The organism is Streptomyces sp. NPDC027185 (assembly GCF_055567035.1).
The window spans coordinates 19,832-43,542 of record NZ_JBVHRF010000004.1 but is presented as its reverse complement, the minus strand read 5'-3'; the positions used below and the strand labels follow the sequence as shown (position 1 = coordinate 43,542).

Sequence of the window (23,711 nt, the reverse complement as noted above, 5' to 3'; positions counted from 1 at the left end):
TGGTGCGCTCCCGGCCCGGTGGCCGGAGCCGCCGTACGGACCTCGTGCAGAAGGCCGGTTCGGCGTGCCCCTGGAGCAGAACGCGCACCCTGGGGAATGCGGCCTGACCACCGGGCCGGGGGCGGCACGTCTACACAACACACGGGCGCGGGTGGCAGACCATGTGGCGCACCCTGGCGAACCCCTGGCGAATGCTCGCGGCCCATGTCAACGGCGGTTACTGTCAACGCAGTCGAGGAACCTGGGGGCTTGACGTGGGCAGGGAGCCGAACACCCGTCTCGCGGACCTTTTCGGACTGACCGGCTGGTCCAAGGGCGAACTGGCGAGACTGGTCAACCGGCAGGCGGCGGCCATGGGCCATCCGCAGCTGGCGACCGACACCTCGCGGGTGCGGCGCTGGATCGACATGGGGGAGACCCCCAGAGATCCCGTGCCGAAGGTGCTGGCCTCCTTGTTCACCGAGCGCCTCGGCCGTGTCGTAACCACCGAGGATCTCGGATTCGCCCGGAGCGGCCGTACGGGGAGGCGGCAGTCCGACGACGGGCTGCCGTGGGCTCCCGAGCGGACCGCCGCGGTCCTCACGGAATTCACGGGAATGGACCTCATGCTCAACCGACGCGGTCTGGTGGGCGCGGGCGCGGCGCTCGCCGCGGGCTCCGCACTGACCGGCGCCATGGACAACTGGCTGCACACCGACCCGGCACCGCGCTCCGGCGCGGCGGCACACCCCGACCCCCACCCCCTCACCGCCTCCGGCTTCGACGCCTCCCACCACTACGACCAGACCGGCCTCGACCGCTACGAGGCGGCGCCCGTCGGCTCCCAGGAGATCGACGCGCTGGAACGCTCCGTGGAGGTGTTCCGCGCCTGGGACGCCTCCCGCGGCGGCGGCCTCCAGCGCAAGGCCGTCGTCGGCCAGCTCAACGAGGTCGGCGGCATGCTCGCCTACCACCACCCCGACCACCTCCAGCGCAGGCTGTGGGGGGTGGCCGCCAACCTCGCCGTCCTGGCCGGCTGGATGTCTCACGACGTGGGCCTGGAGCCCACGGCGCAGAAGTACTTCGTCATCGCCGCACACGCCGCGCGGGAGGGCGGCGACCGGCCCCGCGCCGGTGAGGCGCTCTCCCGCGCCGCCCGCCAGATGGTCCACCTGGGCCGCCCGGACGACGCGCTCGACCTGATGCAACTGGCCTCATCCGGCTCCGGCGAACAGGCGCTGCCCCGCACCCGCGCCATGCTGCGCACCATCGAGGCATGGGCCCACGCGGCCAAGGGCAACGGCCACGCCGTCCGCCACACCCTGGGCGAGGCCGAGGAACTGTTCGTCTCCGACAAGGGCGATGTGCCGCCGCCCAGTTGGATGCAGATGTTCGACGAGGCCGATCTGCACGGTATGGAGGCGCTGACCTATCGCACCCTCGCCGAACACGATCCGTCGGTCGCCGCCCTCGCCCAGAGCCACGCCAAACAGGCCCTTCAGCTACGGGAGAACGGCCGCCGCCGGGCGCAGATCTTCGACTACCTCTCGATGGCGTCGGCCTGCTTCATCGGCGACGATCCCGAACAGGCCGACCGCTACGCCCGGTTGGCGCTGGCCGCCATCGGCGAGAACTCCTCGCACCGCACCTGGGACCGGCTCCGCGAGATGTACCGCCTCGCCGGTCAGTACGCCGGCAACGGCCGGATCAAGGAGCTGCGCGCGGAGATCGACGAGGTGATGCCGAAGCCACGGGGGAAGGCGAAGGTGCCCGCCCCGGCGACGGCGCTCGACGCCCGCCTCGGCGCGAACCTCTCGGTCTGAGCCGGTGCGGTACGCCGCCGGAGCCGGTGCGGCCCGCACCCGCCGGGGCGGACCGGCGGCCGGGAGGTGCCGGGTGACCGAGCCGCCGGATCCGGTCACCGCGCGCCCGGCGCCCCGGCCGGCCGTGCACCGCTCTCTCAGCCGACCCGGGCGATCAGCAGGCAGGCGTCGTCCTCCCGCGCGGTGGTGCCGAACTCCTCGACGGCGAGCCGGACGCACTCCTGCGCGTCCCGCGCCGCGGTGAGGCGCGGCGCCAGACCGAGCAGCCGCTCGGTCGCCTCGTGCGCCGCGTCCGGTCCGTGCGTACGGCGCGGCAGCAGGCCGTCGGTGTGCAGCACCAGCAGGTCGCCGGGGGCCAGCCGCTCGGTGCGCTGACCGTACGCGGCGCCCGGGGTCGCCCCGAGGAGGACGCCCTCCGGCGGGTCCAGGGCGCGCCCCGCGCCGCCGCGGAACAGCAGCGGCGCGGGGTGACCGGCCTGCGCCCACTCCAACTCCCGGGTGGCCGGGTCGAACCGGCAGCAGACCGCGCTGCCCAGCGCGGGCTGTACGGCGGAGTCCAGCAGTTGGTTGAGGAAGCCCATCAGCGGCCCCGGGCGGTTTCCGGCCACCGCCATCCCGCGCAGCGCGCCCAGCGCCATCGCCATCCCGGACGTCGCGCTGGCGCCGTGCCCGGTCAGATCACCGACGCTCAACAGCGTGGTGCCGTCCGGGAGTTGCAGGGCGTCGAACCAGTCGCCGCCGATCAGCGCGCTGGTGTCGGCGGGGAGGTAGTGCCCGGCCAGATCGAGGGCGACCGGGCCGCCCTGCGGGAAGCGCAGCGGCCCGCGCCACGGCGGCAGCACCGCCTCCTGCAACTCGACCGCGAGCCGGTGCTCCGTCCGCGCCGCGTGCCGCCTGCGCTGGAGCGAGTCACGGCTCTCACGTACCGCCCGCTCGCTGCGCCGCAGCTCACTGACGTCCCGCAGCACCGCCCACATGCACGCCGTGGAGCCGTCCGCGTCCAGCACCGGCTCGCCGGTCATGTGCACCGTACGGACCCGGGCGTCGGGGCGGACGACGCGGAACTCGCCGTCGATGGGGCGGCCGTCCACCAGGCAGTCGGTGACCATCGTGGCCAGCCGCTGCTGGTCCTCGGCGAAGACCAGGGAGGGCAGCTCGTCGAGGGTCAGCGGGCCGTCGGACGGCTCCCGGCCGAGGATGGCGAACAGTTCGTCGGACCAGTTGACCTCGTCGGTGAGGAGGTTCCACTCCGCGCTGCCCACCCGGCTCAGCAGCGATCCGCGCGGCTGCTCCTCCTCGGCGGGCGGCGCGAGCGGCCCGGCGTACCGGGTGCCGTCGGTCTCCTCCGGGGGCAGTCCCTCTCTGAGCTGGTCGAGGTGGCCGCCGAGATCGTCGAGGTGGTGGACGGCGAGGTCGCACAGCGCGCGCTGCCAGCGCAGCTGCGGATCGACGGGAGCGTCGTCGGTCGCCGACGACGCGCGGACGGCGTCGAGGCCACCGCGCAGCAGGCGGGCCTGGCTGATCAGGGCCTCGACCGTGTCGCGCTCGGGTGGCTGGGCGGACGGGCGGTCCGCGAAGAGGGGGGACGGCATCGATTCTCCGAGATATGGCGGCGCCGGCCACGGCGGTCCTGTCCTGGCCGACAGAGCGCGCCCGGGGGCTGGTGTGAGGGCCGGGTAACGACTCTTGCACAGGCTGCGACGGTCTGTAAGTGATTTGGCATGACCCGATACGGCGTTGCGGTCGGCATATGCCCCCGAAGCCGCTCGGGGTCTCACCGGCCGAATCGGCGGAATGACAGATTCCGAGCTAGGCTGCGCCCGCCGTCGCGCTGCCGCGCCCACCGATCCACGCTGGGAACGACGCATACGGCCCGCGGTCACCGGCAAGAATGCCGGTCGGCGGAAATCCCGTTGCCAGCCCGTCCCCCGCACCGGATGCTGACCTCATGTTCGATCCAGACATAGCGCCCAGTGGCACCCTGCTCGGCCTCCTCCAGCGAGGCCGCGGCGACGGGACCCTGCACGCCCTCGCGGCGCCACGGGCCGAGGCGCTCGCGGCGCTCGACGACTGCGTGCGGCGCGACCCCCGCCGCGACTGGCAGGTGGAGAACCGCTCCCTCTACTACGCGCGCCTCTACATGCAGCTCGACGGCGGACTCGACGCGATCGAACGGCACCTCTTCCACCCGGACGACGGTGTCGACACCGCCGAGGAGCGCACCGGCCTCGCCCTCTCCGTCCTCGGCCACCTCGCCGCCTACGGCCGGGACGCCGCCCGGCTGCTGCTGCGCGCCTACGCCGCCACCGGCAGCAACTGGCGGTGGGCCCTGGACGAGCTGGCGCTCCGCGACGACGACGCGGGTCTGGCGGCCCTCGCCCCCGCCGTGCTCGCCCGCTTCCCCGCCACCGCCGAGGGCGACGCCGCGCTGGCCGCGGCCGTCCGCGACGCCTTCGAACCCCGCCCCTGGAGGCTGTGGGCCGAGGACCCGCGCCACGCGGCACGCCTGTCCGCCGCCGGGGAGCAGGGCTCCTTCGACCGCTGGCAGCGGCAGCTGCGCCCGCGCGGACCGCGCCCCGGCTGGAGCGTCGCCGACGTCCTGCGCTGGGCGGAGGAGGGCGCGCCCGGCGCCGCGGAGCAGCGGTACCTCGCCGCCGCCCGCTGCCTGGGCGCCGTCGCCGGGCCCGAGGACCGCCCCGCGCTGCTGAGCGCCGCGCGGACCGGTCCGGACGCGGCCCGCGCCGCCGTCCTGCACCACCTCGCCGAGCGCGGCGACCCCGACGCCCTCGACCTCGTCGAGGCCACCGCCGGTGACCCGGCGGCGGGCGAGGTGCCCGTCGCCGCCGCGCTCGGCGCCTTCGCCCGGATGCGTACCTCCGACGCCGTCCTCGCCCGCGCCCGGGGCTGGGCCCGCCGCGACGACCGGCTGGGCGGCGCCGCCGCCGCGGTCCTCGCCCGCCGCGGGGACGCGCGGGACGCCACGGCGGTGCTGGCCGCGCTGCGCCGTACGGTCCGCGCCGACGGTCCGGACGCCGGGGCGCTGCGGGAGCTGGTCGACGGGGTCGGGCGGCTCGGGGTCGGCTGTGCGGCGCCGGTGCTGCGCCACGTCTACCGCGAGACCGCCTCCTCCGAGCTGCGGGGCCACGCCGCCGCCGCGCTCGCCGTGACCGATCCCGGCTTCGCCGCCGGGTTCGCGGTGGAATGCCTCTGGGACTGCGAGGAGACCACCCGGGAGCTGGCCGCCCGGCACGCCGCGACCGGCGATGTCCGGGTCGTCGAACAGCTCCGCCGCCTCGCCGCCGATCCGGCCGAGGAGGCCGAGGTGCAGACCGCCGTCCGCAGCCGGTTCGGACCGGACGCCTCCGCGGTCTGAGGGGCGGCCACGGCGCCACGGGCGCGCAGGACCGTGCCTCCGTACCGGCCTGTACGCCGGGTTCTGTCCGGTGGGCCGCGCGCCACGGCTCGTGCCCCGGCTCCGTGGCGGCGCGCCCGTGGCGTCCCCGGGTGTGTCCGAAATTCGCTGCCACAATGGCCGGATGGCCGGGCGCTGGGAGTTCTGGATCGATCGCGGGGGCACCTTCACGGATGTCATCGGGCGGCGGCCGGACGGGCGGCTGGTCACCGCGAAGCTGCTGTCGCACCATCCCGAGCGGTACCGCGACGCGGCGGTGGAGGGCATCCGGCGGATGCTGGGGCTCGCGCCGGGGGAGCCGGTCCCCGCCGATCGGGTCGCCGTCGTGAAGATGGGCACCACCGTCGCCACCAACGCCCTGCTGGAGCGGACCGGTGAGCCGACGGTCCTCCTCGTCACCGAGGGCTTCCGCGACGCGCTGCGTATCGGGTACCAGAACCGCCCCCGGATCTTCGACCGGCACATCGTGCTGCCCGAGCCGCTGTACGCGCGGGTGATCGAGGTGCCCGAGCGGCTGGACGCGCACGGCGCGGTGGTGCGGCCGCTGGAGACCGCGGCGCTCCGCGAGGAGCTGGCGCGGGCCCGCGCCGACGGGCTGCGCGCCGCCGCCGTCGTCCTGCTGCACGGCTACCGCCACCCCGCCCACGAGCGGGCCGTCGCCGCGCTCGCCGCCGAGGCCGGGTTCGGGCAGGTCAGCTGCTCGCACGAGGTCAGTCCGCTGATGAAGCTGGTACCGCGCGGCCAGACCACCGTCGTCGACGCGTATCTCTCACCGGTGCTGCGCCGGTACGTCGACGAGGTGGCCGAGCGGCTGCCGGGCATCCGGCTGATGTTCCTGCAGTCCAACGGCGGGCTGCGGCGGGCCGCGCACTTCCGGGGGAAGGACGCGGTGCTGTCCGGACCGGCGGGCGGTGTGGTCGGGATGGTCCGCGCCGCCGCCGAGGCGGGGCCCGGCCACGACCGGGTCATCGGCTTCGACATGGGCGGCACCTCCACCGATGTCTCGCACTACGCCGGCGAGTTCGAGCGGGCCCTGGACAGTGCGGTGGCCGGGGTGCGGTTGCGCGCGCCGATGATGAACATCCACACCGTCGCGGCGGGCGGCGGCTCCGTCCTCCACTTCGACGGGCGCCGCTACCGCGTCGGCCCCGACTCGGCGGGCGCCGACCCCGGGCCCGCCTGCTACCGCCGCGGCGGCCCGCTCACCGTCACCGACGCCAACGTCATGCTCGGCCGGATCCAGCCCGGCCACTTCCCGGCGGTCTTCGGGCCGGACGGCGACCGGCCGCTCGACGCGGACGTGGTCCGTACCCGCTTCGCCGAGCTGGCCGCGCGGGCGGCCCGGGAGAGCGGCGACGGCCGCGGACCGGAGGAGGTCGCCGCGGGGTTCTTGGACATCGCCGTGCTCAACATGGCCAACGCGGTCAAGAAGATCTCCGTCCAGCGCGGCCACGACCTCACCCGCTACACGCTGACCAGCTTCGGCGGCGCCGGCGGCCAGCACGCCTGTGCCGTCGCCGACGCCCTCGGCATCGGCACGGTGCTGATCCCGCCGCTCGCCGGGGTGCTCTCCGCGTACGGCATCGGCGTCGCGGACGCCACCGCGATGCGCGAGCGCGCCGTCGAGGCGGAGCTGGACGGCGCGGCGGCCGCGGAGCGGGTCCGGGCGGTCTGCGACGAACTGGCCGATCTCACCCGGCGCGAACTCACCGGCGAGGGGGTGCCCGCCGAGAGCGTCACCACCCGCGCCCGGGTGCTGATCCGCTACGCCGGGACCGACACCGCGCTCGGCGTCCCGCTCGCCACGGTGGCGGAGATGACCGCCGCCTTCACCCGCCTGCACCGCGCCCGCTACGCCTTCACCATGGACAAACCGCTGGTCGCCGAGGCGGTGACGGTCGAGGCGACCGGCGCGGCGGGCGGTGCGGGCTCCGGTGCCGAGCGGCCCGGCCCGCGTACGGGCGGGATGCGGCCCGCCGCCACGGTCCGGATGTACGCGGGCGGCGCCTGGCACGGGACGCCGCTGTTCGTGCGGGGCGGGCTGCGGCCCGGGGACGCCGTCACCGGGCCCGCGCTCCTCACGGAGGAGGACGCGACGACGGTCGTCGAGCCGGGCTGGCGGGCGGTGGTCGGGGACGCCGGGCATCTGGTGCTGCGGCGGGCGGAGCCCCGTCCGGAGCGGGCGGCCGTCGGCACCGCCGCGGATCCGGTGCTGCTGGAGGTGTTCAACAGCCTCTTCATGGCCATCGCCGAGCAGATGGGCGTCCGCCTGGAGCACACCGCGCACTCCGTCAACATCAAGGAGCGCCTCGACTTCTCCTGCGCGCTCTTCGACGCGGACGGCAACCTCATCGCCAACGCCCCGCACATCCCGGTGCATCTGGGCTCGATGGGCGAGTCGATCAAGGAGGTGCTGCGGCGGCGCGGCGCCGACCTGCGGCCGGGCGATGTCTACGCGGTCAACGACCCGTACCACGGCGGCACCCACCTGCCGGACGTCACCGTCGTCACCCCGGTCTTCGACGACGCCGGGCGGGAGCTGCTGTTCCTGGTGGCCTCGCGCGGGCACCACGCGGAGATCGGCGGGATCACGCCCGGCTCGATGCCCGCGTTCAGCCGGACCGTCGAGGAGGAGGGTGTCCTCTTCGACACCTGGCTGCTGGTCCGGGACGGGAAGCTGCGGGAGACGGAGACCCGCGCGCTGCTGACGTCCGGCCCGTACCCCTCGCGGGCGCCGGACGCCAACCTCGCCGATCTGCGCGCCCAGATCGCCGCCAACGAGAAGGGCATCACCGAACTCCGCCGGATGACCGCGCAGTTCGGCCTGGACGTGGTCCGCGCCTACATGGGGCACGTCCAGGACAACGCCGAGGAGTCGGTCCGCCGGATCATCGCCACGCTCTCCGACGGCGGCTGCGACTACGTCACCGACAGCGGCGCGCACATCAAGGTCGCGCTGCGTGTCGACCGGGCCGCCCGCACCGCGGTACTGGACTTCACCGGCACCTCCCCGCAGCAGCCGGGCAACGACAACGCGCCGCGCTCGGTGGTGATGGCCGCGGTCCTCTACGTCTTCCGCACCCTGGTCGCCGAGGACATCCCGCTCAACAGCGGCTGTCTGAAACCGGTCGAGGTCCGGATCCCGGACGGCTGCATGCTGGCGCCGGAGCACCCCGCGGCGACGGTCGCCGGGAACGTCGAGACCTCCCAGGCGGTCACCGGCGCCCTCTACGCGGCCCTGGGCGTCCAGGCGGAGGGCTCGGGCACGATGAACAACCTGACCTTCGGCAACGACCGGGTGCAGTACTACGAGACGCTCGCCTCCGGTTCCGGCGCGGGCCCGGACTTCGACGGCACCGACGCCGTCCAGACCCATATGACCAACTCCCGGCTCACCGACCCCGAGGTGCTGGAGTGGCGCTACCCGGTACGCGTCGACGCCTTCGCGGTACGGCGGGGCAGCGGCGGCGCCGGGGCCCACCACGGCGGCGACGGCGTCGAGCGGCGGCTGCGGTTCCTGGAACCGATGACCGTCGCCCTGCTGACCGGCCACCGGCGCGTCCCGCCGTACGGCATGGCGGGCGGCGCCCCGGGCGCGCTCGGCGAGAACCTTCTGCGGCGCGCCGACGGCACCGTCGAGCGGCTGCGCGGCCGGGACGCCGCCGAGGTGGGACCGGGCGATGTACTGGTGGTACGGACGCCGGGCGGCGGCGGGTACGGGGAGCCGGCCGCCGGGGCGGGCGGGGAGTGAGCGGAGAGCCGGCCACCGGGCCGGTGGGGCGTGAGCGGGGGCGCGCGGCCCGGGGCGCACGCCGGTCGGCTCGGCCCCCGGGACACCGGTCGTGGCGCGGCCTCCCCTCCGGCGCGGCGGCTCGGTCCGTACGCCGGTGGTGGCCCGTGCTCACCCCCGGCGCAGCGGCAGGAAGCGGATCGGGGTGCCCGGTACGGCCTGGGCGGCGGCGGCCAGGTGACGGGCGGGGACGACGCCGATCACCGGATAGCCGCCGGTCGTCGGATGATCGTGCAGGAAGAGCACCGGCAGTCCGTCCGGCGGCACCTGGAGGGCGCCCAACGGCATGCCCTCGCTGGGCAGTTCGCCGGTCAGGGCGCGCTCCAGGGGCGGGCCCTCGGTGCGCAGACCGATGCGGTTGCTCGCCGCCGAGACGCGGAAGCGGCCGGTGGCCAGGGTGCGGTGACCGTGCGCGGTGAACCAGTCGTCGCGCGGGCCGGGCCGGTAGGGCAGCAGCAGTTCGGCGGGCGGGCCCGGCTGCGGGACCGCGTCCGCCCAGGCGGGGACGGCGGGCACGGTACCGAGCGGCAGCGCCGTACCGTCGGTGAGCGGATCGCCGCCCAGCCCGGAGAGCAGATCGGTGGCGCGGCTGCCGAGCACCGGCCCGGTGGCGACACCGCCGCCGAACGCCAGGTACGAGCGCAGCCCCTGGGCGGCGGGCCCGGCGTCGAGGACCGCACCGGCCGGGACCCGGACCGGGGCGCCCCAGGCGGCGGGCCGCCCGTCGACGGTCACCGGGCAGGGCGCCCCGGTCACCGCGACGGTGGTGGCGCGGCGCATCCGCACGGCGCACCCGGTGAGCGTGGTCTCCAAGGTGGCGGCCGTCCCCGGGTTGCCGACGAGGCGGTTGGCCAGGCGGTGCGCCGGGGCGTCGAGGGCGCCCGAGAGCGGCACGCCCAGGTGCGCGTGGCCCGGACGCCCGAGGTCCTGAACGGTGGTGAGGGCGCCGGCGCGCACCACGAGGCAGGAGTGATCGGTCATCGGGCGGCCTCCGGGTCGCGGGCCAGGGGGACGAACCGGACCTGGGTGCCGGGCGTGAGCAGGGCGGCGCTCTCCCGCGCCGGGTCCCACAGCACCGCGTCGGTACGGCCGATGAGCTGCCAGCCGCCGGGGGAGGAGCGCGGGTAGACGCCGGTGTACGGTCCGGCGAGCGCGACCGCGCCGACGGGGACCTTGGTGCGCGGGGTGGCCCGGCGCGGCACGTGCCACTCCTCGGGCAGTCCGGTGAGGTAGCCGAAGCCGGGCGAGAAGCCGCAGAACGCCACGTGGAAGACGGTGGCGGCGTGCCGGCGGACGACCTCGTCCGGGGTGGTGTGCCACAGCGCGGCGACATCGGCCAGGTCCGGGCCGTCGTAGACCACCGGTATCTCCACCCGCGGCCGGTCGGCGCCGGTGAGCGGCGGAATGTCCCAGGTGGCGAGGGTGGCGGCGAAGCCTCGGGGGTCGTCGAGCCCGTCCAGGAAGACGGTCCGGGCGGCGGGCACGATCTCGGTGACGGGCGGCAGTTCTCCGGCGGCGGCGCGCCGCAGCAGCTCGGCGTGGAGCGCGCCGACCTCGCCGTCGGTGTCCAGCTCCAGGAGGAGTCCGTGCGCGCCGACCGGCAGCGGCCTCATACGAAGCTCCGCACCACCACGCCGGCGTCGCCGAGCGCGGCCCTCACCCGGCGGGCGATCGCGGCGGCGCCTGGGGTGTCGCCGTGCAGGCAGAGCGACCGGGCGCGGACCGTGACCGGACGGCCGTCGCGGGAGCGGATGGTGCCGTCGCGGGCGATGTCCAGGGCGCGCCGGACGACCTCCTCGGGGTCCTGGACGACCGCGCCGGGCTCGCTCCGCGGGACGAGGGTGCCCTCGGCGGTGTAGGCGCGGTCGGCGAACGCCTCGTCGACGACGGGCAGTCCGGCCGCGCGCGCCGCCGCGTGCAGCTGGGAGCCGGGCAGGCCCAGGACCGGCAGCGACCCGCCCGCGGCGCGGATCCCGGCGACGACGCCGGCGGCCTGTTCGGCGTCGTGGACACAGCGGTTGTAGAGCGCGCCGTGCGGTTTGACGTAGGCGACGCGGGCCCCGGCGATCTTGGCGAAGACCTCCAGCGCGCCTATCTGGTAGGCGATCTCGTCGGCCAGTTCGTCCGCGGGGACGTCCATGGCGCGGCGGCCGAAACCGGCCAGGTCGCGGTAGGAGACCTGGGCGCCGATGACGACGTCGCCGGCGGCGGCGCGCTCGCAGACCCGGCGCATCGTGCCGGGATCCCCGGCGTGGAAGCCGCAGGCGACGTTGGCGCTGGTGACGACGGACAGCAGGGCGTCGTCGTCGGTCAGTTGCCAGCGTCCGAAGCCCTCGCCGAGGTCGGCGTTGAGGTCGATGACGGCGGGCTGGACGGCGAGGTCACTCATGGGTGTCCGCTCCAGGGCTCGGTGGCAGGGGGCGCGGTGGCCGCGGGGGAGCGGGGGCGGGCCGGCGGTCCGGGGCCACGGAGGCGCTCCCGGAGGGCACGGGCCGACCGGCGTCGCGCCCAAGGTAGCGATCGTTGAACGATCCGACAAGAGGTGTGTTGTTCCGATCCGGCTTCTGGGATTGACTTCCGACGGGAGAACGATCGAGACGGCGCCGGCACGACCGGCGCCACGGCGGAAGCGGGGTGGGCCGGATGGCCGGCGGAGCGGCGAAGACGGAGCGGCGGCGGCCGGTCGATGTCGGGGGGCTGGCGGACGACCGGGCGCTGCTCGGCCGCTCCGGCACCGCCGAGCGGGTCGCGGACATCCTCCGCGACCGCATCACCGAGGGCTACTTCCCGCCCGGCGCCCGCCTCTCCGAGGAGAGCATCGGCGGCGCCCTCGGCGTCTCGCGCAACACTCTGCGCGAGGCGTTCCGCCTGCTCACCCACGAACGGCTGCTGGTCCACCGCCTCAACCGCGGCGTCTTCGTCCGCGTCGTGACCGTCGAGGACCTGGCCGACATCTACCGGGTCCGCCTGCTCGTCGAGTGCGCCGCCGTCCGCGGTCTGGGCCAGGGGCCGTACGACGAGGCGACGCGGGCGGCGATCGGGGCGATCGAGGCGGCGGTGCGCTCCGGTGAGACGGCGGTGCGCGAGCGCGCCTGGCAGGAGCTGTCGACCGCCAACATCCGCTTCCACCAGGGCGTCGCGGCGCTGGCGGGCAGCCCCCGCACCGATGAGCTGATGCGCGGGGTGCTCGCCGAACTCCGCCTGGTCTTCCACGTGATGGACGACCCGCGCCGCTTCCACGCGCCGTATCTGACCCGTAACCGGCAGATCGTCGAGGCGCTGGAGGAGGGCGACGTCATCGCCGCCGAGCAGCTGCTCCGCTCGTACCTGGAGGATTCGCTGCTCCAGCTCTCCGGGGCGTACGCGCGGCTCATCGCCGAGGGGTAACGCGGGGGCGGGGACGGCGGCGCCCGGGGCCGGCGGGCGACGGAGCCGGAGGCCGCCGGAAGTTCCCGCCCCCGAACCCCTTGTCGGATCGTTGAACAATCGCCTAGCCTCCGCTGCAATCCATTCAACGATCCTCACGGTCCGCGTGAGGTCCTGTACGCGGAAGGCGGGCCCATGATCGTGCTCCTCGGCGTGCTCGTGGTCGTGATCGGCTTCGCCACGAAACGCCACCCCCTGCTGGTCGTCGGCGCCGCGGGCATCGTCGCCGGTCTCCTCGGCGGACTCTCCCCCCAGGAGGTGCTGGCCGCCTTCGGCAAGGGCTTCGCCGACAGCAGGTCGGTGACGATCTTCGCCATCACCCTCCCGGTCATCGGCCTCCTGGAGCGCTACGGCCTCCAGGAACAGGCCCGCAACCTGATCGCCCGCTTCGCCAAGCTCACCACCGGGCGGTTCCTCGCCCTCTACCTCGGCATGCGGCAGATCGGCGCGGCACTGGGCCTCACCGACGTCTTCGGGCACGCCCAGACCGTCCGCCCGCTGGCCGCCCCGATGGCCGAGGGCGCCGCCGAACGCCGCCACGGCACGCTGACCGACGCCGCCCGCGAACGGATCCGCTCGTGCGCCGCCGCGGCGGACAACGTCGGCCGGTTCTTCGGCGAGGACGTCTTCCTCGCCGTCGGCTCGATCCTGCTGATCACCGGCTTCGTCAACACCACCTACGGGACCCACCTCGAACCGCTCCACCTCGCGCTGTGGGCCATCCCCACCGCCGTCTGCGCGTTCGTCGTCCACGGCTGGCAGATGCTCCGCCTCGACCGCCGTCTGGAGCGCGAACTGCGCACCGCCGGCGTCGGGAGCACCCGCCCCGCCGGACCCGTCCACCCCACCGGCGACGCCGGGAAGTCCACCGCGGCGGAGGCCACCGAATGATCAAGGCAGAGTGGTTCTACTGGCTGGTCGGCCTCAGCTTCCTGGCGATGGCCGGGCAGATGCTCACCGACCGCAGCAACACCAAACGCGTGGGCACCGCCGCCTTCTGGGGCCTGATCGGCGCCGGATTCATCTACAGCAGCTGGGTCGTCGATGGCCGCGCGCCCGCCGAACCCCTGGGCGCCGCGGTTCTGGTCATGGTCCTCCTCGCGGGCTGCGGCCTCACCGGACGCGGCGCCCCGCGCACCACCACCCCCGCCGAACGCACCGCCCACGCCGCCCGCTTCGGCAGCCGCCTCTTCGTCCCGGCGCTCACCATCCCGGTGGTCGCGCTGGTCTGCGCCGTCGGCGTCGCCCGGCTCCGCGTCGGCGGCGAGCCCGTCCTCCAGGAGGGCAGCGAGACCATCCTCGGGCTGGGCATCGGCTCCGCCGTCGCACTCGTCGTCGCCATGGTCATGCTGCGCGAGAAGCGGCTGTCGGTGCCGGTCACCTCCGGCCGCTCGATGCTGGAGTCCATGGGCTGGGCGATGCTGCTCCCGCAGATGCTCGCCACGCTCGGCGCGATCTTCCAGGTCTCCGGCGTCGGCACCCAGGTCGGGAAGATCACCACCGCGGTGCTGCCCGACGACTCCCTCTACATCGCCGTCGTCGTCTACTGCCTCGGCATGTTCGGCTTCACCCTGATCATGGGCAACGCCTTCGCCGCGTTCCCCGTCATGACCGCCGCCGTCGGCTGGCCCGTCCTCGTCGAGCACTTCCACGGCAACGCGCCCGCCGTCCTGGCCCTCGGCATGCTCGCCGGATTCTGCGGCACGCTGGTGACCCCGATGGCCGCCAACTTCAACATCGTCCCGGCCGCCCTCCTGGAGCTGAAGGACCAGTACGGGCCGATCAAGGCGCAGCTGCCCACCGCGGGCGTCCTGCTCGGCTGCAACATCGTGATCATGGCGCTCTTCGCCTTCTGACCGAGCCGCCACCGGACGGGCCGCCCCCGACCCGCCACCCGGCCGCCCGCCGTACCGGGCGGCCGCCCCCACCGAGGAGAACCGCATGACCCGGGTCCTGCTGACCGGCTTCGAACCGTTCGACGGCGAGAAGACCAACCCGTCCTGGCAGGCGGTCCGCGCCGCCGCCGCGCAACCGCCCGCCGGGCTGGAGCTGCGCACCGCCGAACTGCCCTGCGTCTTCGGCGAGGCCGCCCGCGTGCTGCGCGCCGCCGTCGCCGAGCACCGGCCCGACGTCGTCATCTGCGTCGGGCAGGCCGGCGGGCGCCCCGACATCACCGTCGAACGCGTCGCGATCAACCTCGACGACGCCCGCATCCCCGACAACGCGGGCGCCGCCCCGATCGACGAACCCGTGGTCGCGGACGGCCCCGCCGCCTACTTCGCCACCCTCCCGGTCAAGGCGTGCGTGGCCGCCGTCCGCGCCGCGGGGCTGCCCGCCTCGCTCTCGCACACCGCAGGCACCTTCGTCTGCAACCACGTCTTCTACGCCCTCGCCCACCTCATCGCCACCGAGCTGCCCGCCGTGCGCGGCGGCTTCGTCCACGTCCCCTACGCCCCCGAGCAGGTCACCGGCCGGGCGCAGCCGTCGCTGCCGGTGGAGACCGCCGCCCGCGCGCTGCGCGAGATCGCGGCGACCGCCGCCACCACCCGCGAGGACCTGCGGCTGCCGGGCGGCGCCACCCACTGACCCCGGCCCGGTCCGTGGCTCGGCGGACGGCGGGCCGGACCGTCCGCCGACGCGGTCCGGGTACGCGCGGTCACCGGCCGTGGGCGGCCCGCTCACCGTGGCTGACCGGCCGGAACGCGCCCCTGCGGCAGCCCGGGGCGCCGCCGTTTCGTCCGTTGTCAGTGCGAGCGCTTACTCTGTGCGACGTGACTTTTCCAGCTCCGGGGGCCGCCGCGCCCCAGCCGGCCGGGACCCACCGGCCCGCGCCGGGCCCCGCCGCCGACGAGGGCCTGGCCCGCCGCCTGCGCGCCCTCGCGTGCACCGCGCCGCTGCACGACCTCGACGCGCGCAAGGCCAACCTCGCGGGCGAGTACGGCGGGTACGCCATGGCGGAGGTGGCGCTCGCCGTCATCGACCTGGTCACGCTCCACATGGACTTCGACACCGGCGCGGACCACGAGGAGATAGTGGCCCGGGTGCTGCCCCGCATCGCCGCCCAGGCCCCCGGCCGCCCCGCCGCCGAGCACGAGCGCGTCGCCCGCTGGGTGCTGGAGAACCTCCTCAACGTCGGCAGCGTCGACCGCGGCTTCCGCGCCGTCTACGGCACGTTCGACACCACCGGCACCTACGTCCGCCGTGACTACGACTTCAAGCTGATCGAAGAGGTCCCCGGCGCCGGCGGCGCGGTCTTCCTGCGCACCACCGACGAAGCGGTCAACGTCCTCGTCGGCGCCCTCGACACCGACGTCACCAGCGCCCAGATCGCCGCCGAGGTCAAGCTGGAGGTGCTGATCAGCCGCGGCCGCCTCGCCGACGCCCAGCTCGCCGCCGAACAGGCCCGTTACCGCACCGTCCAGTACGCCGAGACGCTGCGCCGCACCCTCGACGCCACCCGGCGCAACGTCCGCGCCGTCGACTGGCTGGAGACGGTCCCCGACATGATCGCCGAAGCGCTCGACCACGTCGCCGACCGCTACCGCCACGAGAACGCCATCCTCACCAACATCCGCAAGGCCCGCGACGAGACCGAGGAGCCCGAGCACAAGCGCCGCGCCGCCGAGCTGGTCGACATCGTCAAGGACTGCATCCGGCGCCACACCCAGCTCCAGTCCCGGCTGCTGGAGGCCGGACCGCTCTTCCGCGCCGAGCAGGACCGCCAGGCGTTCGCCGCCCCCACCGCCCGCTCCGGCCTCGACCTCTACGGCCAGCTCGTCGCCCCGCTGCTGCCGCTCCCCACCGAGCAGGCCCGCCGGGTCACCGACACGTTCTTCACCCACGGCACCGGGCTGCGCACCCCCGCCGCCGTCCGCGTCGGCGACCTCGTCGACACCCTGCTCACCCCGCCCGCCGAGCGCGAGCACCTCGGCGCCGAGATGCCCGAGCCCGACCTCGTCGCCACCCCCGACGACAGCCGCTTCAGCGAGGCGCAGCTCGACGCCGCCATGGCCCTGCTGGACCTGCCCGCCGACGCCCCGCGCCGCCTCTCCGGTCTGCTCGCCGACGCCCGCCGCACCGGCGATCCGGACCTCGCCTATCTCGTGGCCCTCCTCGCGGTGCACGCCGCCAGCCCCCCGGTCGGCACCGCCTACCGCCAGGGCGAGGCCCAACTCCTCTTCGCCGTCGACGACGGTGAAGAGCTGACCGACCCCGAGTTCGGCGGCGCCGACCTCATCGTCGGCACCGCCCTCCTGGACGCCGCCGGCATGGCCGCCGACCGCTCGGAGGTGGCCTGATGCCCGCGCCCCGGCCCGTACGGGACCGGTGCCGCCCGCCGGCCGCCGGCCGCGTCCGTACGGTGCCCGCCCGCCCCGCCCCGTCCGTCCCCCGCAAGGAGCCCCGACCGTGACCGAGTACGCCGCCGATGAGGTGCCGCAGCCGGAGCAGGCGTCCGCGCCCGGACGGGGCGCCACCGCGGACGGGGCCGCCGCGGCCCCGGTCACCCCCGCCGACGCCGCCGACGCGGCCCGGCTCGTCGCCTTCGGCCTCCAGCCCAAGCTGCTGCCCGCCCGCGACGCCGAATACGCCGAGCTGCTGCGCCGCCACCGCGACGACCCGGCCTTCGCCCGGCTCGCCGACGCCGTCGCCGCCGGGCTCGGCCTCGTCGTCCTGGAGGTCTCCACCCGCGCCGGGATGGCCGTCACCGCCGCCGAGGACTCCGTCTTCGCGGTCCGTATGGGCGACTACGCCCGCCGCGCCTCCGCCGACTCCGCCGACCGCTTCCTGCACGGACTGGCCCACCTCGCCGTCGCCGCCCTCGCCTTCCCCCGCCCCGAGGACCTCGCCGACGACGGCTACATCGGCCGTCTCACCGTCAACGGCGTCGACGCCTTCGTCCGCCAGGCGTGCCGCCGCCTGGAGGAGCGCGCCGCCGAGAGCGGCGAGAACACCGACCCGGCCACCGGCGCCCCCGGTCTGGAGGCCGCCTGGCGCGTCTACGCCCGCCGCAGCGCCACCGGCGCCACCAAGGACGCCCGGCGGCTGGCCGGTTCCACCACCGGCATCATCGCCAAGGCCGTCACCTTCCTCGTCGACTCCGGCTTCCTCCAGCGCACCGGCGACGACGCCGGCGGCACCTACCGCACCACCGCCCGCTACCAGCTCCAGGTCCGCGACCTGGCCGGCGGCGCCGCGATGAGCGAACTGCTCCAGCTGGGCGTCGTCCCCGTCGCCGACGGCACCGCCTCCCTGCTGCCCGGCGAGGAGAGCGACGCGCTCGACCTGGTGGCCGACGCCGGCCTCCCGTTCCACAACCCCTGACCGTCCGCCGCCGCTCCCCGCCCACCTCCGACAACGAAAGTCCGCCATGTACGAGCTGTCCCGGGTCCGCCTCTACTCCATCGGACCGGCCGGCGCACGCTACGCCGACACCGTGCTGGACCTGCGCGGCGTCGGCGCCCCCGTACCGCAGCCCGCACCGGCCCAGGCGGACTTCTTCGAGGACGAACCGACCGGTCCGCCGCGCCGCCCCGCCCCCGCGGGCGTCCTCTTCCTGGAGAACGGCGGCGGCAAGTCCGTCCTGCTCAAACTGATCTTCTCGGTGATGCTGCCGGGCCACCGCAACACCCTCGGCGGCGCCAGCTCCGGCGTCCTGCGCAAGTTCCTGCTCGCCGACGACTGCGGCCACGTCGCCCTGGAGTGGCAGCACACCGTCACCGGCGAGTCCGTCGTCGTCGGCAAGGTCAGCGAGTGGCGCGGCCGCCAGGTCTCCAACGACCCGCGGAAGTTCGCCGAGGCGTGGTACAGCTTCCGCCCCGGCCCCGGCATGAGCCTGGACGCGCTGCCCGTCGCCGAGGCCACCGTCGTCCGGCCGCGCACCGAGGACGGCGACGGCGCCTCCGGTGCCCGCGGCCGCCGCCGCACCATGAAGGGCTTCCGCGACGTCCTCACCGAGGCGGGCAAGAACTACCCGGGCCTCGACGTCGTCTGGGAGGAGATCCACGAACGCTGGAACGAACACCTCGGCGACCTCGGTCTGGACCCCGAACTCTTCCGCTACCAGCGCGAGATGAACGCCGACGAGGGCGAGGCCGCCGGCCTCTTCGCGGTGAAGAACGACTCCGACTTCACCGACCTGCTGCTCCGCGCCGTCACCGACACCCGCGACACCGACGGCCTCGCCGACCTCGTCCACGGCTTCGCCCACAAACTCGGCCGCCGCGCCGAGCTGACCGCCGAGCGCGAGTTCACCGCCGGCTCCCTCGACCTGCTCACCACCATCGCCGAGGCCGCCGACCGCCGCGAACAGGCCCGCCAGGTCCACACCGGCGCCGAACGCCGCACCCGCGCCCTCGCCCGGCAGCTGCACGCCCGTGCCACCGAGGAGCACGGCCGCGCCGCCGAACTCGCCGAACAGGTCGCCGCCGCGGCCCACCGCACCACCGACGCCGAACGCCTCCGCGACCGCCGCGCCCTGGTCTCCGCCGAACTCGCCTACCGCCACGCGTCGTTGGCGCTGGCCGCCGCCGAGAAGGGCGCCGCCGCCCAGCGCCGCGAGCTGAACGACGCCCGGACGCTCCACAGCGCCTGGCAGGCCGCCGAGACGGTACTGCGCCACCGCGCCGCCGCCGACCGATCCGCCCGCGTCGCCGCCGCCATCCGCGAGGCCGAACGCGACGCCGCCCCGGCCCTGGCCGCCCGCGCCACCGCCGCCGCCGACCTCGTCCGCGCCCTGCACACCGCGGCCGAGGCGGGCGAACGCCTCGCGGCCGAGGATGAGGAGCGCTCCGCCGCCCTCCAGGAGGCCGGGGAGAGCGCGCACCGCGACGCCACCGCCGCCGCCACCCACGCCCAGCGCGCCCGCAGCGAGGCCGACCACCTCGGGCAGCGGCTCGCCGAGGTCGCCGAGGAGACCGCCGAGGCGGTCCGCGCCGGCTGGCTCGACGACACCGCCCCGGACGCCGACCCGGCCCGCGCCGCCCTCGCCGCCGCCGACGCCGAGAAGGACGCCGTCGCCGCCTGGGACACCGCCCGCGAGGCCGCCCGCGCCGCCACCGACCACGCCCGCCGCGCCACCACCCGGCACACCACCGCCGAGCTGGCCGCCGCCCGCGCCCAGGACGCCGCCACCGCCGCCGCCCGCGCCTGGGAGGCCGAGCGCGCCACCGCCGCCGCCCTCGGCGCCGAACCGCGCCTCGCCGACCTCCTCGGCCTGCCGCAGACCGGCGCCACGGACACCCCGGCCGACGGCGGTCCACCCGAGGGCACCCCGTCCGGCCCGCTCACCGCCGAGGAACTGGACCGCAACGCCGACGCCCTGCGCGAACTCCTGGAGGACGGCGTCGCCTCCGCCGAGCGCCACCTCTTCGACCTGCGCACCGCAGCCGCCGACGACGCCCGCATCCTCGGCGCCCTCGGCGACGGCGGACTGCTGCCCCCGGGCCCCGACGTCCTGGCCGCCGTCGAATACCTCGGCGAACACGGCGTCCCCGCCCTGCCCGGCTGGCGCTATCTGGCCCAGTCCGTCGACCCCGCCGACCACGCCCGGGTGCTCGCCGCCCGGCCCGAGCTGGTCGACGGCGTGATCATCACCGATCCGGGCACCCATGCGCGGGCCCGGGAGATCCTCGCCGCCGCCGCGCTGCTGCCCCGCTCCGCGGTCGCCGTCGGCACCTCCGAAGCCCTTCTCGCCCCCGCCCCCGACACCTCCGCCGCCGACTCCGGCGTCTTCCTCGTCCCGCCGAACCCGGCGATGCACGACGAGTCCGCCGCCGACGAGGAGCGCCGCGCCCTGCGCGCCCGCGCCGTCGGCCGCGACGACGAGATCCGTGCCCTCGCCGCCCGCCTCGCCGCCGACCGCGCCCTCGCCGCCCGCCTCACCTCCTGGCGCGCCGGCTGCCCGGCCGGCCACCTCGCCGAGCTGGCCGAGAACGCCGAGCGGACCCGTACGGCGGCGGAGGAGGCGGCCGCCGAGCTGACCGAGGCCCGCGCCGCCCGCACCGAGGCCGACGAGGCCGCCGCCGAGGCGAGCGCCGTCCGCGACGAACGGCAGGAGGCCGCCCAGCGCGCCCGCCGCTCCGCCGACCTCCTCGCGGGCCTCGCCCACCGGCTGCGCGAGCGCGCCGGCTGGCAGTCCCGGATGCGGGAGCTGGCCGACGAGGCCGCCGAGTTCGAGGCCCGCGCCGAGGAGTGCGTGGACCGCGCCCGCGCCGCGGACGAGGACCGCCGGGCCGCCCAGCGCGCCGCCGACGACGCCCACCGCACCGCCCGCGCCCTGCGCGCCGAACGCGCCGAGATCGCCGGTGTCCCCGACGACCTCGGCCCCGCCGCCGAGGGCGCCCCCACCTCGCTGCCCGCGCTCCGCGAGGCGTACCGCGCCGCCTCCCAGCTGTACGAGAAGGTCGGCGTCGGCGCCGACCTCCGCGCCGAACAGGCCCGCGCCGAGGGCGACGAATCCGCCGCCCTCGCCGAGCTGAACCGCCTGACCAACAAGGTCCGCACCCGCGCCGAGGCGCTGCTGGAGAGCCCGGACGCCGCCGACGGCCCGTCCCGGCAGGCCGCCGCGGGCCGAGCCGAGGCGCTGGTCGCGATGTTGGAGACGCGCGCCTCGACCGCCAGCGAACAGCTGGGCCGGCTGCGCGGCGAGGCCGAACGGCTGGCGCCCGCCGAGGGCACGGCCCACACCGACCTCCCCGAGGATCAGGTGCCCGCCGACGCGGAACGCGCCAAAGAACTGCTGCGCACCGCCGCCGGCGAACTGGCCACCGCCACCGAGGCGCTGGAGTCCGCCCGCGCCCACCACGACGAGCTGCTGCGCGGCCACCGCGCTGCCGAGGAGGCGGCCGGCGGCTTCGAGGAGACCGCGGCGCTCCTGCGCGATCTGCTGCGCGAGGCCCAGCCCGCCGACGACCTCGCGGAGGAGCCCGCCCGGCCGTACGCCGGACGGCTGGAGGAGGGCCGCCGGGCCGCGGCCGAGTCCCGCCGCTCACTGCGCGGCTGCGCCCAGGACCTCTCCGCCGCCGACGCCGCCGTCCGCGATGCCTGCGACGTCCTCGTCCGGCACGCCAACGCCACCCGCTTCGAGCAGGTCCGCACCCCGGCGCGGCAGCAGATCCGGGAGCTGCCCGCGGCGGCGCTGCCGGAGCACGCCGCGAAGTGGGCGGAGGCGTTCGCGCCCCGGCTGCGGGTCCTCACCGACGAGCTGGACCAACTGGAGCGCAACCGCGACTCCATCGTGGACCGGCTGCGCGGTCTGGTGGAGTCCTCGCTGACCACGCTCCGCTCCGCCCAGCGCCTGTCCCGGCTGCCGGAGGGGCTGGGGGAGTGGTCGGGCCAGGAGTTCCTGCGCATCCGCTTCGACGACCCGGACCAGGCCACCCTCACCGAGCGGCTGGGCGAGGTCATCGACGAGGCGACCCGCGCCGCCGTCCGCAAGAACAGCGATCTGCGGCGCGACGGCATGTCCCTGCTGCTGCGCGGGGTGGCCGCCGCACTGGCGCCGCGCGGCGTCGCCGTGGAGATCCTCAAGCCGGACGCGGTGCTGCGCGCCGAGCGGGTGCCGGTCGGTCAGATGGGCGATGTCTTCTCCGGCGGCCAGCTGCTGACCGCGGCCATCGCGCTGTACTGCACGATGGCCGCGCTGCGCAGCAACGACCGTGGCCGCGACAAGCAGCGCCACGCGGGCACGCTCTTCCTGGACAACCCCATCGGCCGCGCCAACGCCACGTATCTGCTGGAGCTCCAGCGGGCCGTCGCGGACGCGCTCGGCGTCCAGCTGCTCTACACCACCGGCCTGTTCGACACCACCGCGCTGGCGGAGTTCCCGCTGGTCATCAGGTTGCGCAATGACGCGGACCTGCGGGCGGGCCTGAAGTACATCAGCGTCGAGGAGCACCTGCGCCCCGGCCTGCCGCAGCCCGATCCGTCCGGCGAGGCGGTGCACGGCCAGATCACCGCTACCCGGATGTACAAGCGCCCGGAGGAGTCCCCGGAGCCGGCCCCGGGCGGCTGACCCGCACGGCGGGAGGCCCGCCGCCTGCCGCCCGTCCCGGCCGGACCGCCCGGCACGGCGGTTCAGCCGCGCGCCCGCCCTCGTCCGGCCGGGCCGCCCGCGTCCGTACGGATGCGAGCGGCCCTCACAGCACCACGACCGACCGCAGTACCTCGCCGCGCCGCATCGCGGTGAAGGCGGGTTCGACGTCGTCGAGGCCGATGGTCTCGGTGACGAAGCGGTCCAGGTCGAGTTTGCCGCTGAGGTGGAGGTCGATCAGGACGGGGAAGTCGCGGCTGGGCAGGCAGTCGCCGTACCACGACGCCTTGAGGGCGCCGCCGCGGGCGAAGAGGTCGGCCAGCGGCAGTTCGACGCGGGTGTCCGGCTCCGGTACGCCGACCTGGACCAGCGTCCCGGCCAGATCGCGCATGTAGAACGCCTGCCGGTAGGTCTCCGGACGGCCGACCGCGTCGATGACGACGTCCGCGCCGAACCCGGCGGTGAGCGCGCGGACCGCCTCGACGGGATCGGTACCGCGGGAGTTGACGGTGTCGGTGGCGCCGAAGCGTTCGGCGGCGTCCAGTTTCCGGTCGTCGATGTCGACGGCGATGACGCGGCGCGCCCCGGCCCGGGAGGCACCGGCGATGGCGGCGTTGCCGACGCCCCCGCAGCCGATGACCGCGACGGTGTCACCGCTGCCGACGCCCCCGGTGTGCACGGCGGCGCCGTACCCGGCCATCACCCCGCAGCCGATCAGGCCCGCCGCCTCCGGTGTCACCGCCGGATCGACCTTCACCGCCTGCCCGGCGGCGACCAGGGTCTTCTCGGCGAACGCCCCGATGCCGAGCGCCGGGGTGAGCACGGTGCCGTCGCGCAGCGTCATCGGCTGCGCGGCGTTGCGGGAGTCGAAGCAGTACCAGGGGCGGCCGCGGCGGCAGGAGCGGCACCGGCCGCAGGGCGCCCGCCAGGCGAGGACGACGAAGTCGCCGGGGGCGAGATCGGCGACGTCCGGCCCGGCCGCCTCGACGATCCCGGCCGCCTCGTGGCCGAGCAGATAGGGGAAGGCGGCGCCGGCGGCGCCCTCGCGGTGGTGCAGGTCGGTGTGGCAGACCCCGCACGCCTGGACGGAGATCAGGACCTCGCCGGGGCCGGGGTCGGGCACCAGGACCGGCAGCACCTCGACGGGTGTGCCCGGGGCGACGGCGACGGCGGCGCGGACTTCGTGCGGCATGTCTCACTCCTAAACAGCGCCTGCCGACGCGGGCAGGGCGGGTGCACGAGAGAGTCGGC

15 protein-coding genes are annotated in these 23,711 nt (G+C 75.8%); 10 read left to right on the top strand and 5 right to left on the bottom strand.

Annotated elements, in window-relative coordinates; translation table 11 throughout:
- Positions 1–254 precede the first annotated feature (254 nt).
- Positions 255–1,802: a DNA-binding protein NsdB gene (locus ACZ4M8_RS13740; protein WP_467606651.1), complete on the top strand. Its 1,548-nt coding sequence runs from the start codon at positions 255–257 to the stop codon at positions 1,800–1,802.
- 137 nt (positions 1,803–1,939) lie between these two features.
- Here ACZ4M8_RS13740 and ACZ4M8_RS13735 read toward each other — a convergent pair whose 3' ends face one another.
- Positions 1,940–3,394 (bottom strand): PP2C family protein-serine/threonine phosphatase, encoded by a 1,455-nt coding sequence (locus ACZ4M8_RS13735; RefSeq protein WP_467606648.1) that lies wholly within the window; start codon positions 3,392–3,394, stop codon positions 1,940–1,942.
- Between the two features lie 356 nt (positions 3,395–3,750).
- Between ACZ4M8_RS13735 and ACZ4M8_RS13730 the strand changes: the two genes are divergently transcribed.
- Positions 3,751–5,175: a HEAT repeat domain-containing protein gene (locus tag ACZ4M8_RS13730; protein WP_467606646.1), complete on the top strand. Its 1,425-nt coding sequence runs from the start codon at positions 3,751–3,753 to the stop codon at positions 5,173–5,175.
- Between the two features lie 163 nt (positions 5,176–5,338).
- Positions 5,339–8,965 (top strand): hydantoinase B/oxoprolinase family protein, encoded by a 3,627-nt coding sequence (locus ACZ4M8_RS13725; RefSeq protein ID WP_467606644.1) that lies wholly within the window; start codon positions 5,339–5,341, stop codon positions 8,963–8,965.
- A gap of 150 nt (positions 8,966–9,115) precedes the next feature.
- Here ACZ4M8_RS13725 and ACZ4M8_RS13720 read toward each other — a convergent pair whose 3' ends face one another.
- The 3 genes from ACZ4M8_RS13720 to ACZ4M8_RS13710 are packed head-to-tail and all read right to left on the bottom strand — an operon-like array spanning position 9,116 to position 11,393.
- Positions 9,116–9,985, bottom strand: coding sequence for a 5-oxoprolinase subunit C family protein (locus ACZ4M8_RS13720; protein WP_467606641.1), 870 nt, complete (start codon positions 9,983–9,985; stop codon positions 9,116–9,118).
- The gene (pxpB, locus tag ACZ4M8_RS13715; protein ID WP_467606638.1) at positions 9,982–10,617 is read right to left on the bottom strand and encodes a 5-oxoprolinase subunit PxpB; all 636 of its coding nucleotides are present in this window, start codon (positions 10,615–10,617) and stop codon (positions 9,982–9,984) included. The genes ACZ4M8_RS13720 and pxpB overlap by 4 nt, the downstream gene beginning before the upstream one ends.
- On the bottom strand, positions 10,614–11,393 hold the full coding sequence (locus ACZ4M8_RS13710; RefSeq protein WP_467606636.1) for a LamB/YcsF family protein: 780 nt from the start codon (positions 11,391–11,393) through the stop codon (positions 10,614–10,616). Before ACZ4M8_RS13710 ends, pxpB begins: the two co-directional genes overlap by 4 nt.
- A gap of 254 nt (positions 11,394–11,647) precedes the next feature.
- Here ACZ4M8_RS13710 and ACZ4M8_RS13705 point away from each other — a divergent pair, with 254 nt between their 5' ends.
- The 7 genes from ACZ4M8_RS13705 (at position 11,648) to ACZ4M8_RS13675 (ending at position 22,442) form a co-directional block, all read left to right on the top strand.
- A complete protein-coding gene (locus ACZ4M8_RS13705) occupies positions 11,648–12,391 on the top strand; it encodes a GntR family transcriptional regulator (RefSeq protein ID WP_467606633.1) in 744 nt (247 codons plus the stop codon).
- Between the two features lie 174 nt (positions 12,392–12,565).
- Positions 12,566–13,321, top strand: coding sequence for a DUF969 domain-containing protein (locus ACZ4M8_RS13700; RefSeq protein ID WP_467606631.1), 756 nt, complete (start codon positions 12,566–12,568; stop codon positions 13,319–13,321).
- Positions 13,318–14,286 carry a DUF979 domain-containing protein gene (locus tag ACZ4M8_RS13695; protein WP_467606629.1) on the top strand — a complete coding sequence of 323 codons (969 nt, stop codon included), beginning with the start codon at positions 13,318–13,320 and terminating at the stop codon, positions 14,284–14,286. The genes ACZ4M8_RS13700 and ACZ4M8_RS13695 overlap by 4 nt, the downstream gene beginning before the upstream one ends.
- Positions 14,287–14,371: 85 nt before the next feature.
- Complete coding sequence (gene pcp, locus ACZ4M8_RS13690) at positions 14,372–15,016, top strand: pyroglutamyl-peptidase I (protein WP_450958825.1); 645 nt, start codon at positions 14,372–14,374, stop codon at positions 15,014–15,016.
- A gap of 185 nt (positions 15,017–15,201) precedes the next feature.
- On the top strand, positions 15,202–16,728 hold the full coding sequence (locus tag ACZ4M8_RS13685) for a hypothetical protein (RefSeq protein WP_467606627.1): 1,527 nt from the start codon (positions 15,202–15,204) through the stop codon (positions 16,726–16,728).
- Between the two features lie 109 nt (positions 16,729–16,837).
- Positions 16,838–17,752 (top strand): hypothetical protein, encoded by a 915-nt coding sequence (locus tag ACZ4M8_RS13680; protein ID WP_467606626.1) that lies wholly within the window; start codon positions 16,838–16,840, stop codon positions 17,750–17,752.
- 46 nt (positions 17,753–17,798) lie between these two features.
- Positions 17,799–22,442: a hypothetical protein gene (locus ACZ4M8_RS13675; protein ID WP_467606624.1), complete on the top strand. Its 4,644-nt coding sequence runs from the start codon at positions 17,799–17,801 to the stop codon at positions 22,440–22,442.
- A 124-nt stretch (positions 22,443–22,566) separates the two neighbouring features.
- On the opposite strand, the gene ACZ4M8_RS13670 is transcribed toward ACZ4M8_RS13675, so the two are convergent.
- Positions 22,567–23,652 (bottom strand): S-(hydroxymethyl)mycothiol dehydrogenase, encoded by a 1,086-nt coding sequence (locus ACZ4M8_RS13670; protein ID WP_467606621.1) that lies wholly within the window; start codon positions 23,650–23,652, stop codon positions 22,567–22,569.
- Between the last annotated feature and the right edge of the window lie 59 nt (positions 23,653–23,711).

What these genes read in the sequence shown, in the direction of transcription:
- ACZ4M8_RS13735 (WP_467606648.1), bottom strand. Translation starts at nt 3,394, where the DNA reads ATGCCGTCCCCCCTCTTCGCGGACCGCCCGTCCGCCCAGCCACCCGAG.
- ACZ4M8_RS13730 (WP_467606646.1), top strand. Translation starts at nt 3,751, where the DNA reads ATGTTCGATCCAGACATAGCGCCCAGTGGCACCCTGCTCGGCCTCCTC.
- ACZ4M8_RS13725 (WP_467606644.1), top strand. Translation starts at nt 5,339, where the DNA reads ATGGCCGGGCGCTGGGAGTTCTGGATCGATCGCGGGGGCACCTTCACG.
- ACZ4M8_RS13720 (WP_467606641.1), bottom strand. Translation starts at nt 9,985, where the DNA reads ATGACCGATCACTCCTGCCTCGTGGTGCGCGCCGGCGCCCTCACCACC.
- pxpB (WP_467606638.1), bottom strand. Translation starts at nt 10,617, where the DNA reads ATGAGGCCGCTGCCGGTCGGCGCGCACGGACTCCTCCTGGAGCTGGAC.
- ACZ4M8_RS13710 (WP_467606636.1), bottom strand. Translation starts at nt 11,393, where the DNA reads ATGAGTGACCTCGCCGTCCAGCCCGCCGTCATCGACCTCAACGCCGAC.
- ACZ4M8_RS13705 (WP_467606633.1), top strand. Translation starts at nt 11,648, where the DNA reads ATGGCCGGCGGAGCGGCGAAGACGGAGCGGCGGCGGCCGGTCGATGTC.
- ACZ4M8_RS13700 (WP_467606631.1), top strand. Translation starts at nt 12,566, where the DNA reads ATGATCGTGCTCCTCGGCGTGCTCGTGGTCGTGATCGGCTTCGCCACG.
- ACZ4M8_RS13695 (WP_467606629.1), top strand. Translation starts at nt 13,318, where the DNA reads ATGATCAAGGCAGAGTGGTTCTACTGGCTGGTCGGCCTCAGCTTCCTG.
- pcp (WP_450958825.1), top strand. Translation starts at nt 14,372, where the DNA reads ATGACCCGGGTCCTGCTGACCGGCTTCGAACCGTTCGACGGCGAGAAG.
- ACZ4M8_RS13675 (WP_467606624.1), top strand. Translation starts at nt 17,799, where the DNA reads ATGTACGAGCTGTCCCGGGTCCGCCTCTACTCCATCGGACCGGCCGGC.
- ACZ4M8_RS13670 (WP_467606621.1), bottom strand. Translation starts at nt 23,652, where the DNA reads ATGCCGCACGAAGTCCGCGCCGCCGTCGCCGTCGCCCCGGGCACACCC.